The organism is Streptomyces sp. NPDC044033 (assembly GCF_056434425.1).
In genome coordinates, this window is sequence record NZ_JBWKFF010000010.1 from 165,822 (window position 1) to 178,645 (window position 12,824).

The following is a 12,824-nucleotide window of genomic DNA, read 5'->3' on the forward strand; positions in this document are numbered from 1 at the left end:
AGACCTGACGCCCCAACCCTGATGACTCAGACCCGTCTTGGACCCGGATCCGGAGATCTGACGCCTGAGAACCCCCGCCCTGGACCCGCCCCCAGCCCCTGAGCCCGCCTGACGGCCCGGCCCCCGAATTCCGGCCGCGGCGACCATCCCGTACAGCCCGACTCGGCTCCCCCACGCCAGGTCAACCGGGTGATCGCCGCGGTCGGTCCGCTGTGCGAGCGGTTCCGTAGCGCCGCGCCTGGGCCCCACTCGGCGATTCACCCGCCCGTAACGCGCGTGCGCCCTTCGTCACCGCGGTGAAACACACGGGCGCATCGGCGGAAACCGCGCTGCGCCAGCCTCGTGGCGTCAGCCGGCCCACCGAGCCCCTGCCCGCACGGGCCGCCCGCCCCGAGGAGACGTCGACAGTGAATGGCGCAGATACCGCTTTCGTACTGATCAGTGCCGCGCTCGTGATGCTGATGACCCCCGGCCTGGCCTTCTTCTACGGGGGCATGGTGCGGGTGAAGAGCGCCCTCAACATGCTCATGATGTCGTTCATCTCGCTGGGCATCGTCTCCGTGCTGTGGGTGCTCTACGGCTACTCCCTCGCGTTCGGCGCGGACAGCGGCGCCGGACTGCTCGGCAACCTCGACCACATCGGCCTCTCGGGCATCGACGCCGAGACGCTGACCGGTGGGAAGACCGGCATCCCCGTCTTCGCCTTCGCGCTCTTCCAGCTGATGTTCGCGGTGATCACCCCCGCGCTGATGAGCGGAGCGCTCGCGGACCGGGTGAAGTTCAGCGCCTGGTCGCTGTTCATCACCCTGTGGGTCACGGTCGTCTACTTCCCGATCGCGCACTGGGTGTGGCAGGAGGACGGCTGGCTCCACCAGCTCAAGGTCATCGACTTCGCGGGCGGCACCGCGGTCCATATCAACGCGGGCGTGGGCGGCCTCGCCGCGGTCCTGGTCGTCGGAGAGCGCATCGGCTTCAAGAAGGACCCGATGCGGCCGCACAGCCTGCCGCTGGTGATGCTGGGCGCGGGGCTGCTGTGGTTCGGCTGGTTCGGCTTCAACGCGGGCTCGGCGCTGGCCGCCGACGGCAGCGCCGCCACCATGGCGCTGAACACCCAGGTCGCCACCGCCGCCGCGATGCTCGGCTGGCTCGGCTACGAGCGCTTCCGGCACGGTGCGTTCACCACGCTGGGCGCCGCCTCCGGGGCCGTCGCGGGCCTGGTCGCCATCACTCCGTCCGGCGCCGCCGTGAACCCGATGGGCGCGATCGTCATCGGCGTCGTCGCCGGAACCGCCTGCTCCTGGGCCGTCAGCCTCAAGTACCGGCTGGGCTTCGACGATTCGCTCGACGTGGTCGGCGTCCATCTGGTCGGCGGCCTCATCGGCACCCTCCTCGTCGGCGTCCTCGCCATCGACGGCGTCGGCGGCGCGACCCAGCTCGGCCGGCAGGCGGTCGGGGCGCTCTCGGTGATGGCGTACTCCTTCGCCGTCTCGTGGCTCCTCGCCAAGTTCGTCGACCGAGTGATCGGCTTCCGGGCGGCCGAGGACGACGAGACCAGCGGGGTCGACCAGGCGTTCCACGCCGAGGCCGCCTACGACTTCAGCGCGGTGGGCGGCGTCGCGCAGTCCCGCGGCAGCGCACCGGGCGCCACGCCGGGCGGTACCGGCGCGACCACCGGGCCGACGGACAAGAGGGACAAGAAGGTGGACGCATGAAGCTCATCACCGCGGTCGTCAAGCCCTACCGGCTCGACGAGGTCAAGGAAGCCCTCCGGTCCGCCGGCGTGCAGGGCCTGACGGTCACCGAGGCGAGCGGCTACGGCCGGCAGCGCGGCCATACCGAGGTCTACCGAGGAGCGGAGTACACGATCGATCTCGTGCCGAAGGTCCGTATCGAGGTGCTGGTCGAGGACGATGACGCCGAGCTGGTCATCGAAGAGATCGTCAAGGCCGCGCGTACGGGCAAGATCGGCGACGGCAAGGTGTGGTCGGTGCCCGTGGACACGGCCGTACGGGTACGGACCGGGGAGCGCGGCCCGGACGCGGTGTAGTGCGCGGTCCGCGGCGGTCGCGGGGAGGCCGCACGGAGCGCGGTGCAGGACGGTACAGGAACGCGGTACGGGGACAGGGAGCCCGAGTTGACGGAAAGCGTACGGACGAACACCGGCGGCGGCCCGCTGCCCGGCGGCTACGCGGCGGCCCGGCTGCGACTCCTCCATGAGGACTCGACGGCCGGGCCGCCGCGCCGCACCGCGCTCGCGGCGCTCACCGACGAATGGCTGGGCGCGCTCCTCGGCCCGGCCCCGACCGCCGCGCTCGTCGCCGTCGGCGGATACGGGCGCGGCGAACTCTCCCCGCGCAGCGACCTCGACGTCCTGCTGCTGCACGACGGTTCGGCGGACGCGAGGGAGATCGCCGCCCTCGCCGACCGCGTCTGGTACCCGGTGTGGGACATGGGCCTCGCGCTCGACCACTCCGTGCGCACCCCGGCCGAGGCCCGGCGGGCGGCGGCCCACGACCTCAAGGTGCACCTCGGGCTGCTCGACGCCCGGCACATCGCGGGCGACGCGGAACTGACCGCCGCCCTGCGCGCCACCGCCTACGCCGACTGGCGCGCCCAGGCCCCCAAACGGCTGCCCGAACTCTCCGAACTGTGCGCGGAACGGGCCCGCCGCCACGGCGAGTTGCGGTTCCTGCTGGAGCCCGACCTCAAGGAGGCGCGCGGCGGGCTGCGGGACGCGACCGCGCTACGGGCCGTCGCCGCGTCCTGGATCGCGGACGCGCCGCGCGAGGGGCTGGAGGAGGCCCGTATCCGGCTGCTGGACACACGCGACGCGCTGCACCTCGCCACGGGCAGGGCCACGGACCGGCTCGCGCTGCAGGAGCAGGGGCAGGTGGCCGCGGACCTCGGCGTGCCGGACGCGGACACGCTGCTGCGCCGGGTCTACGAGGCGGCGCGCGCCGTCTCGTACGCGAGCGACGTGACCTGGCGCGAGGTGGAACGGGTGCTGCGCGCCCGCTCCGCGCGGCCCCGGCTGCGGGGGCTGCTGGGCGGACGGGGCGCCGTGGAGGGTGAGCGCAGCCCGCTCGCCGAGGGCGTCGTCGAGCAGGACGGCGAGGCCGTACTCGCCCGTACCGCGCGGCCCGACCGGGACCCGGTGCTGCCGCTGCGGGCCGCCGCCGCTGCCGCGCAGGCCGGGCTGCCGCTCTCGCCGCACGCGGTCCGCCGGTTCGGCGCGCCCACCGCCGCCCCGATGCCCGTGCCGTGGCCGGCCGAGGCCCGTGAGGAACTCGTCACGCTGCTCGGCGCGGGCGAGCCGACGGTGCCGGTCTGGGAGGCGCTCGAAGTGGAGGGCGTGATCTCCCGGCTGCTGCCGGACTGGGAGCGGGTCCGCTGCCGCCCGCAGCGCAATCCGGTGCACCGCTGGACCGTCGATCGCCATCTGGTCGAGACGGCCGTACGGGCCGCCGCGCTGACCCGCCGCGTCGGCCGCCCCGACCTGCTGCTGGTCGCCGCGCTGCTGCACGACATCGGAAAGGGCCGGCCCGGCGACCACTCGGTGTCGGGCGAGGCGATCGCCCGGGATGTGGCCGTACGCCTGGGCTTCGACGGGGCGGACACGGCCGTCCTGGCCATGCTCGTACGCCACCATCTGCTGCTGATCGAGACGGCCACGCGCCGCGACCTCGACGACCCGGCGACGGTGCGGGCCGTGGCGGAGACGGTCGGCGGCGGCAGCACCCTGGAACTGCTGCACGCCCTGACCGAGGCGGACGCGCTGGCCACCGGGCCCGCCGCGTGGAGCGCGTGGCGCGGCTCGCTCGTGGCGGACCTGGTCAAGCGCGTCGCGGCGGTCCTGGCGGGCGAGCCGGTCGCGGAGCGGAGCGAACCGCGGGCGCCGACGGCTGAGCACGAGCGCCTGGCCGTCGAGGCGTGGCGCACGGGCGGGCCGGTCCTGGCGCTGCACACCCGGCGGGAGCGGCGGGAGGCCGAGGACAGCGGTGCCGAGCCCGTAGGCGTCGAGCTGCTCATCGCGGTCCCCGACCAGCCGGGCGTACTGCCCGCGACGGCGGGCGTGCTCGCCCTGCACCGGCTGACGGTGCGGGCCGCGGACCTGCGCGCCGTCGAGGTGCCGGCGGAGGCCGCGGGCGCGTCCGCGCCCCGGGCGGAGGTCCTGTTGCTCAGGTGGCGGGTCGCCGCCGAGTACGGCTCGCTGCCGCAGGCCGTCCGGCTCCGCACCGACCTGGTGCGCGCGCTGGCGGGCACGCTGGACATCGCGGCCCGGCTGGCGGAGCGGGAGGCCGCCTACGGCAAGCGGCGGCGCCAGGTGCACGCGCCACCGCCGACGGCGACCCTCGTGCCCGGCAGCTCGCGGCTCGCGACGGTCATCGAGGTACGCGCCCAGGACGCTCCCGGTCTGCTGCACCGGATCGGGCGGGCGCTGGAGGACGCCGGGGTCACGGTCCGCAGCGCCCATGTCTCGACGCTGGGGGCGAACGCGGTGGACGCCTTCTACGTGACCGGCCCGCGAGGTGTCCGACTGGGCGGTGTGGAGGCGGCGGAACTGGCGCGTACCTTGCAGGGAGCACTGGGCGGCTGACCGTACCCCGGAGGGCCGGATACCCTTGGGGGCGCGACGTACTCGTCCCGCTGACAAGAGTCAGGCTCTCGTCCTGAGAACCGACTCGACGAGACCGGCGAACGGCTTCCGACCCGAAGGATCTGCGACCACCGTGTTCGATACCCTCTCCGACCGCCTTGCAGCGACGTTCAAGAGCCTCCGGGGCAAGGGCCGCCTGTCCGAGGCGGACATCGACGCCACCGCGCGGGAGATCCGCATCGCCCTGCTCGAAGCGGACGTGGCACTGCCCGTCGTCCGCTCGTTCATCAAGCAGGTCAAGGAGCGGGCCGCCGGGGCCGAGGTCTCCCAGGCGCTGAACCCCGCGCAGCAGGTCATCAAGATTGTCAACGAGGAGCTGGTCGGCATCCTCGGCGGCGAGACCCGCCGTCTGCGGTTCGCCAAGACCCCGCCGACCGTGATCATGCTCGCGGGCCTCCAGGGCGCCGGCAAGACGACCCTCGCCGGAAAGCTCGGCCACTGGCTCAAGGGCCAGGGCCACGCCCCGCTGCTCGTCGCCTGCGACCTCCAGCGCCCCAACGCCGTCAACCAGCTCTCCGTCGTCGCCGAGCGCGCCGGTGTCGCCGTCTACGCGCCGGAGCCGGGCAACGGCGTCGGCGACCCGGTCAAGGTCGCCCAGGACTCGATCGAGTTCGCCAAGTCCAAGCAGCACGACATCGTCATCGTCGACACCGCCGGCCGCCTCGGCATCGACCAGGAGCTGATGCGGCAGGCCGCGGACATCCGTGACGCGGTCAAGCCCGACGAGGTGCTCTTCGTCGTCGACGCGATGATCGGCCAGGACGCGGTCAACACCGCGGAGGCGTTCCGCGACGGCGTCGGCTTCGACGGCGTCGTCCTGTCCAAGCTGGACGGCGACGCCCGAGGCGGTGCCGCGCTCTCCATCGCGCACGTCACCGGCCGCCAGATCATGTTCGCCTCCAACGGCGAGAAGCTGGACGACTTCGACGCGTTCCACCCGGACCGCATGGCGTCCCGCATCCTCGGCATGGGCGACATGCTCTCCCTGATCGAGAAGGCCGAGCAGACCTTCAGCCAGCAAGAGGCCGAGCAGATGGCGGCCAAGCTGGCGAAGGGCCCCAAGGAGTTCACGCTCGACGACTTCCTGGCCCAGATGGAGCAGGTCCGGAAGATGGGCTCCATCTCCAAGCTGCTCGGCATGCTGCCCGGGATGGGGCAGATCAAGGACCAGATCAACAACCTCGACGAGAAGGACGTGGACCGCACCGCCGCGATCATCAAGTCGATGACGCCCGGTGAGCGGAAGGACCCGCACATCATCAACGGCTCCCGCCGGGCCCGTATCGCCCGCGGCTCGGGCGTGGACGTGAGCGCGGTCAAGAGCCTCGTGGAGCGCTTCTTCGACGCGCGCAAGATGATGTCGAAGATGGCGCAGGGCGGCGGCATGCCGGGGATGCCCGGGATGCCGGGCACGGGCGGTGGCCCGGGCCGGCAGAAGAAGCAGGTCAAGCAGGCCAAGGGGAAGCGCAAGAGCGGCAACCCGATGAAGCGCAAGGCCGAGGAGCAGGCGGCCGCCGCGCGGCGCGAGGCGGGCGGTCAGGGCGGCGAGGGCGGTCAGCAGGGCGGCGCGTTCGGTATCCCGGGGGCCGGCCAGGACGCGAGCTCGTTCGAACTCCCCAAGGAGTTCCGGGACATGCTCCCGCCGTCGGACAAGTGAGCGGCGGCGCGCGGCGCCCGTAACGCTTCCGTCCCCCGTGCGGCCCGGCCTTCCGGAGCGGCACGGGGGACGCGCTGTGGCGGCCCCGTCGGCTGTGCGCCGTGTGCCGGTGCGCTATGCGGCGCACAGCGGTGCACCGCGCGGCGGCCACCCGTGCGCTACGCGGCGCGTAGCGGTGCCCCGTTCGCCAGGCCCGACGGGCTCAGCCCCAGGGAGAGCGCCGCGGTGGCGCCCACGTCCGCGAGCGAGGGGGCGTCCGGAAGGAGTTCCAGGCCCGCCGCCTCGGGGCGGTGGATGAGGACCGGCACGTACTCGCGGGTGTGGAAGGCGTGCCCGATGGTGGGGTCGTTGCCGTGGTCGCCCGTGACGACGAGGCGGTCACCGGGGGTGTCGAGCAGTGCGATCAGCTCGGCCAGACCCACGTCGAGCTGTTCGAGGACCTCGCCGTAGCGCAGCACGTCCTGCTGGTGCCCCGCCAGGTCCGTCTCCTGGACGTTGGCGACGATCAGGCCGGGGCCCGGCGTTCGTACGGCGTCCAGGGTGTGGGCGAGCACGTCGGCCGTGGGAACCGCCGGGCGGCGCACGGCCGCGTCGCAGGCGAGGATGTCGGCGGCCTTGCCGACCAGGGTGACCGGGACGCCCGCGCGAGCGGCCAGGTCGGGCAACTGCCGGGTGTGGTCCAGCGGCGCGCCCAGGTGCTGCACTTCGAGCCCGCCGTTGCGGTAGAAGCCGGTGGCCGGGGTGTCGAGTCCGTACGTGCCGTTCTCGCCGTCCCGTACGAAGCCGGGCAGCGGGCCGTCGGCGTGGCCGCCCACCGCGATGACGCGGGCTACGGGCGCGACGGCGCGGACCGTCCGGGCGATGGACAGGATGCGGTCGAAGGGAAAGTCGTCGAGGCTCCCGGAGGCGTTCCAGTTGATGCCGGGGTCGGCTTCCAGGTTGTCGTGGACGAGGACGCACCCGTCGACGACGAGCAGGGGCTTGCCGTTCAGCTCCGCCACCCGGTGGCCCGCCGCCTCCAGCGCGGCCCGCACCTCGTCGAGGTGTTCGCCGAGCCGCGCCACGGTGACCTCGCTGAAGTCGGCGCCCATCATCGTCTGGTGGCCCGCGTAGGTGTCCGCGCCGGGGTAGCCGAGCGCGGCGCGGCCGACGGCGACCGGCAGCCTGGTGGTGCGACCGAGGTCCGGGTGCCCGTGGATCAGGCCGAGGCCGAGCGAGCCGAGGGACGGCAGCCGCAGTGGGCGGTCCAGCTCCTTGCGGCAGTGGTCGAGGATGTGGCCGCAGGTGTCGGCGGCGATGTCGCCGGGGCGCAGGGCGCCCGCGTCGGGCATCGCGCCGATGCCGAATCCGTCGATGACGACGATGACGGTCTTGCTCATGTCAGTGCCTTTCAGAACGCTCGGCGCCTTTCAGAACGCGCGGCCCAGGGGGTCGTAGAGGCCGGTCAGCTTCGGCGCGCCGGCGGCCAGTCCGGAGACGACCGCGACGGTGCTGCGCGTGACGAAGATCTGCGTGCGGAAGGCGAGGACGGCGGTGTCGCCGACGCGCACGTCCTGATCGGGCGCGGGAGCCTCCAGCAGGCGGTAGTAGTCGATGTTCTCGGCGGGCGCCTCCTGTACGGGCAGCCGGGCCGCGGTGCGGGGCAGCAAGGCGTCCTTGACCCCGGAACGCGCGTAGAAACCGCCGCCGAACAGGGCGGGCCGCCCGTCGGCGAGGGTGTGGGCGACCTCGCTGACGTAGACGTACGCGGGGATCTCCGGCTGGTGCGGGTCCACGGCGTGCAGGGGCGTGGTGCCGGTGAGGGAGTGGCCCGGTTCGCCGTGCGTGGCGCCGAGTTCGGCGAGCATCGGCAGGGTGGCCATGGAGGTGGCGCTGGGCGCGCTGAGCGCCAGGTCCGCGTGGCCGCGGGCGGCGAGGGCCCGCCGGGCCTCGATGGCCAGCTCGAAGTTGGGGGTGGGGCGGGGGCGGGAGTCCGCGGGGTCGCAGAGGACGCAGGGGAAGGCGGTCACGCCCGCGATCCGTACGCCCGGCAGCCGCTCCGCCTCTGTCGCGAAGGCGTCCAGCCCGGCGAGCGGAACGCCGCCTTCCTGGCCGGGGTAGACGGAGCCCTCGGCGCCCTCCAGCCGGATCAGGATGTCCTGTACGAAGCCGAGCCGGGCGGCGGCGTCGGAGACGGCGCGGGCGTTGGCGAGGTCGTACACCGTGACGGTCTCGGGGCGCCAGGCGAGCATCTCCGGAAGGGCGCGGCGCGGGATCTGCGCGAGGTGGCCGAGGTTGCCGGCCTGAGCGCCGGCGGCGTGCAGAACGCGGGCCTCGGGCGGTTCGATGGCCGCGAACTTCGGGATGTGCCGGGCGATGGCACGGATCAGCTCGGGGTTGCGGCCGATCTGCTTGACCACGAACCACAGGCTGAGGCCGACCCGCCGGGCCTCGGCGGCCAGCATCTCGGCGTTGGCCTCCACGGCGTCGAGGTCGACCACATACGTGTTGGGCGGGATCTCCCCCGTCTGATGCAACGCGGCTGCGGCGTCGGCCAGTCGAGGGTTGCGGGTGAGGACGGTGTCGAGGAACACGGTCAGTCCTTGGGTTCGCGAGAGTGGTGCGCGTCGCGCGGGGTGTCCTGCAGGGCGCGGCGGAGGATGTCGATCACAAGGTCCGCGCCGGCCCGCATCGGGTTGATGCGCACCGTCCAGTCGGCCAGCTCCGGGGCGTCGTCGAGGGACGAGCTGGACATCCGGTAGAAGAGCGGGGCCACTTCATAGCGGGAGTTGGAGCCGACGGGGTAGGGGGCCGCGCCGAACCGCGCGGCGGCCGCGGGCAGGTCGCGGGCGACGGGCCGGTTGAGGCGTACGAGCAGGCAGCGGTCCTGCGCGTTGGCGATACGGACCTCCGCCACGCCCGCCACTTCGCCCGCGACCAGCCGCTCGGCGACCTCCGCCCCGACCCTCGACTGCACGGACCACATCACGGGCACGTGGGTGAGAGCTCTGAGCGCGTCCAGCGCTTGGTGGCCCTGGACCTGGCCGCCGCCCGAGTAGTTGTCGGCCCGCACCCGCTCGACAAGATCGCGCGCGCCCACCACGACGCCCACTCCCTCCGGGCCGTGCAGCTTGAAGAGCGAGAAGCAGGAGGCGTCGGCGCCCAGCTCCACCCCGCTCTCGGGGACCCGCATGACCGCGTAGTTGTCGTCCACGATGGTGCGCACACCGGCGGCGCGGCAGGCGGCCAGCACCTCGCCCGGGTCGTAGGAGTCGGCGAGCCGCTGCCGGGTGTGCTGCACATAGGCCCATCGGAAGCGGCCGGAGGCCAGCGCGCCGGCCAGCGCCGCCGAGTCGTTGAAGTCGACCTCCACGGTCTCCACCCCCAGCCCTCGCAGGGTGACTTCGGTGGTGCGGTAGACGGGGGCGCGGTGGATCAGCAGCGGGTCGCCCGCGCTGACGGCGGCGCTCAACGCGGCGCGGATCGCGCCGGTGCCGGCGCCCTGGACGAACGCGGCGTCCTCGGCCGAGAAGAAGTCGGCGAGGACCGCTTCCACCTTCGCGGTGGTGCGCGGCCGCCCGAGGCCCGGTACGACGCCCGCGTCCGCCTCGAAGAGCTGCGCTCCCTCGAAGTGCCGGGCGGTGCTTTCGATCAGCCGGAACTGCTTGGCGACGGCGTCGTCCAGCGGGACCGTCCCCAGCGGGAAGGTCTGCGGCAGTGCTGCGCTCATCTCAGAGCTCCTCCGTGGTCGAGCCGGTCAGGAACCGCACCGGGTTGCGCCGTGTCATCAGGTCGATCAGGTCGTCGTCCAGCCCGGCGGCCCGCGCCTTGGGGAGGAAAGAGCGGAACAGGTGTCCGTAGCCCTGGCCGCCCTCACTCTCCAGATAGCCGTGGCGCGAGATGTCGCAGCTGAGCAGAACACGGTCGGCGTGACCGGCTTCCACCAGCGCGAGCAGCAGCCGCAACCGCGTGTCGTCGCTCTGGTAGCTCTCCTTGCCCACCGTGTCGAAGGCGACATACGCACCGGCCGCCGCCAGTTCGCGGTGGACGGCCGGGTCGTCGAGCAGGTCCTGGTGACCCACGCAGATCCGGTGAGCGGGCAGCCCGGCGTCCGTCAGCAGCTCCAGCTGGGCGAGCCCGCCGTGGCCGAGCTGCGCGTGGGTGGCCAGGGAGAGGCCCGTGGCGACGGCGGCGCGGGCGGAGGCGAGCAGGGTGCGGGTCTCGGCCGGGCTCGGACGTTTGCCGTGGCTGCCGACCTCGCCGATCAGCCCCGGCCGTATGCCGGTCGCGCCGAATCCGTGCTCGATCTCGCGGATGAGCGTCTCGGTCAGCTCCGCCGGTCCGGCCGTGCTCACTTCGCGCGGATGGAACGGCTCGTAGTACCAGCCGGTGGCCGCGACGACCGCGACACCGGACCGCTCGGAGATGCGGGCCAGGGCGTCGGCGTCGCGGCCCATGCCCCGGCAGGTCTGCTCGATCACCAGCGACAGTGCGAACTCGTCGCGCAGCGCCGTGAGTTCCGCGGTGACCGGCCCGGCGTGTTCGGCCGGGCTGAGGACGGCCGCGTGGTCCGCGTCCCGGCTGAGGTCGATGACGAGGTGTTCGTGGGTGAGGACGGGGCCTTGGATGTCGGTGGGGGAGAGGGGGCCGGTGACGGTCTGGAGGTGGTTCATAGGAGCTGTGCCTTCCTGGCGAGTGGGCCTGCCGTCATCCCTTGACGGGGGTGAACAGGTTCAGCCAGTACAGGAGGTTGAGGATGATGCCGCCGACGATGACCGCGGCGGGGGCCGCCGCCATCCGGACCACGACCCGGCCCATCGCCTCGTTGAGCATGTAGAGCCCGCCGACTATGAGGATGCCGAGGCCGCCGCCCATGGCGTTGGCCGCCATCAGGGAGCCGAAGAGGATCGCGAGCCCCAGGGTCTCGGAGATCGCGCTGCGCAGGTGCTCGGAGGAGTCACGGACCGACGGCAGCTTGCCGAGCACCTTGCCGATCCAGGAGAGGGCCAGTACCTCGCAGGCGAAGACGAGCGCGCCGACGATCACCGCGAGCCAGGGGTTCGGGAGCAGGTAGCCGATCGGGTAGACGAGGGTGAAGCCGGCGATGCCGTACGCGCCGGAGGCGAGCGCGGTGGTCGCGATCAGCGGAATGAAGCCGAAGACCCGGTAGAAGTCGACCTGGGCGGCACCGCTGTAGTCGCCCTTGGCGATCAGGAAGCTGGTGGCCTCGCCGCCGCCGAAGATATGCATCTGCGCCAGCAGGCAGACGCCCGCGCCGAGCACCATGAAGAGCGGCAGGTACTTGCGCAGCCGGGTCGCGCTCGCACTGAACAGCGAGGCCATCGGGTCGTCGGCCGCCTCGCCGGCCGCCGTGTCCTCGGGAGCGGCCGCCGAGGTCTCGGCGGCGCGGTCGGCCTTGCGCTGCCGCATGTCCTTGTCGACCGCGAAGCCGATCAGCATCAGCACACCGACGGCCATGGCCAGAGCGCCCGCGAACATGTTGGGCCAGAGCTTCATCGTCATGACGACGAGCGCCAGCTCGACGACGCCCGCGATGCCGCCGCGCGCCTTGCCGAACTGCTTGGTGATGGCGAGGACGGGGAAGAGCGCGAAGAGGAAGAGGATCGGCGTCGACATCTGCTGCATGGCGGTGATGAAGTCGACGGGCAGGTCATGGGCGAGGTTGTTCGCGCCGTTCAGACCGAAGACGATGACCGCGCCCCAGGCGGCGCCCAGAATCGGGGCGAGCCACTTCTTCGGCGACAGGATGCCGAGGATGTCGGTGGGCAGGAAGACCAGCCAGGGGTTCAGCACGCCGGTGGACAGCGCCATCGGCGCACCGAGGCCGAAGATGAAGCCCGCGGACAGCCCGAACGACACCGCTGTCATGGCGCTGCGCGTCGACCGCCCCTGGATGAAGTCGAGCATGAAGGGGCGGGCACCGTCATTGAAGACGGCGAGTGCCATGTGCGAGATGAACGCGGTCAGCGCGCACAGGACGATGACGGTCAGTTCTTGCGGCAGCGTAAAGCTGAGGCTGTGGCTCGCGGCGGTGAGGGTCGTACTCACAGGTCACTCCTTTGTGCCCCGGTGTTCCGGCAGGGTCTTGCTCCCGGCGTCCCGGTGTCCTTGGGTCAGCCGCGGGCCGCGATGGCGCGGGCCACGGTGGGGGCCACCAGGTCGATCTGGTCGATGGCGAAGCCGAAGACCTTCTTGCCCTCGGCGAGCAGGGCGCTGACGGCGTCTTCGGTGGGTACGGAGCGGCCGAAGGTGTGGCAGGCGTCCTTGCCCATGAGCCCGACGAGGACGCCGAGGGAGGCGCCGGCGCCGGTGTGGCAGGTGCCGAGGAAGTAGTCCGCCTGGCCGGCGCGGAGCTTCATCGCGGCGTCCATGTCGCTGGAGACGGTGATCTCGACGCCGTCGAGGGCGAGCTTCTTGACGGTCTCCGCGACCTCGACCTTGCCGACACCGCCGGTGAGGATCTTCGTCATGACTGGGCCTTCTCTCTGCTGATGGTGTTGGGGGGTGCGG

10 protein-coding genes are annotated in these 12,824 nt (G+C 72.6%); 4 read left to right on the forward strand and 6 right to left on the reverse strand.

The genetic code is table 11. The features are described 5' to 3' along the window. Positions 1 to 407 precede the first annotated feature (407 nt). The 4 genes from AC07AB_RS19640 to ffh all read left to right on the forward strand — a co-directional run bounded on the left by AC07AB_RS19640 (position 408) and on the right by ffh (position 6,314). Entirely contained in the window at positions 408 to 1,712 is a 1,305-nt protein-coding gene (locus tag AC07AB_RS19640) for an ammonium transporter (RefSeq protein WP_478568267.1), read from the forward strand. Beyond that, the gene (locus AC07AB_RS19645; protein ID WP_478568270.1) at positions 1,709 to 2,047 is read left to right on the forward strand and encodes a P-II family nitrogen regulator; all 339 of its coding nucleotides are present in this window, start codon (positions 1,709 to 1,711) and stop codon (positions 2,045 to 2,047) included. Before AC07AB_RS19640 ends, AC07AB_RS19645 begins: the two co-directional genes overlap by 4 nt. 87 nt (positions 2,048 to 2,134) lie before the next feature. Next, a complete protein-coding gene (locus AC07AB_RS19650; protein ID WP_478568273.1) occupies positions 2,135 to 4,597 on the forward strand; it encodes a [protein-PII] uridylyltransferase in 2,463 nt (820 codons plus the stop codon). A gap of 133 nt (positions 4,598 to 4,730) precedes the next feature. Beyond that, complete coding sequence (gene ffh, locus AC07AB_RS19655) at positions 4,731 to 6,314, forward strand: signal recognition particle protein (protein WP_478568276.1); 1,584 nt, start codon at positions 4,731 to 4,733, stop codon at positions 6,312 to 6,314. Between the two features lie 158 nt (positions 6,315 to 6,472). Here the strand turns inward: ffh and AC07AB_RS19660 are convergent, their stop codons facing one another. The 6 genes from AC07AB_RS19660 to AC07AB_RS19685 form a co-directional block, all read right to left on the reverse strand. After that, positions 6,473 to 7,693, reverse strand: a complete 1,221-nt coding sequence (locus tag AC07AB_RS19660; RefSeq protein WP_478568279.1) for a phosphopentomutase — start codon at positions 7,691 to 7,693, stop codon at positions 6,473 to 6,475. A 30-nt stretch (positions 7,694 to 7,723) separates the two neighbouring features. Next, positions 7,724 to 8,887 (reverse strand): alanine racemase, encoded by a 1,164-nt coding sequence (locus tag AC07AB_RS19665; protein WP_478568282.1) that lies wholly within the window; start codon positions 8,885 to 8,887, stop codon positions 7,724 to 7,726. Positions 8,888 to 8,889: 2 nt separating this feature from the next. After that, complete coding sequence (locus AC07AB_RS19670; protein ID WP_478568285.1) at positions 8,890 to 10,023, reverse strand: aminotransferase class V-fold PLP-dependent enzyme; 1,134 nt, start codon at positions 10,021 to 10,023, stop codon at positions 8,890 to 8,892. Between the two features lies 1 nt (position 10,024). After that, entirely contained in the window at positions 10,025 to 10,966 is a 942-nt protein-coding gene (locus tag AC07AB_RS19675; protein WP_478568288.1) for a phosphotriesterase family protein, read from the reverse strand. Positions 10,967 to 11,000: 34 nt separating this feature from the next. Beyond that, positions 11,001 to 12,362: a YhfT family protein gene (locus tag AC07AB_RS19680; protein WP_478568291.1), complete on the reverse strand. Its 1,362-nt coding sequence runs from the start codon at positions 12,360 to 12,362 to the stop codon at positions 11,001 to 11,003. Between the two features lie 65 nt (positions 12,363 to 12,427). Further along, positions 12,428 to 12,784, reverse strand: coding sequence for a DUF2620 domain-containing protein (locus tag AC07AB_RS19685; RefSeq protein WP_478568294.1), 357 nt, complete (start codon positions 12,782 to 12,784; stop codon positions 12,428 to 12,430). Between the last annotated feature and the right edge of the window lie 40 nt (positions 12,785 to 12,824).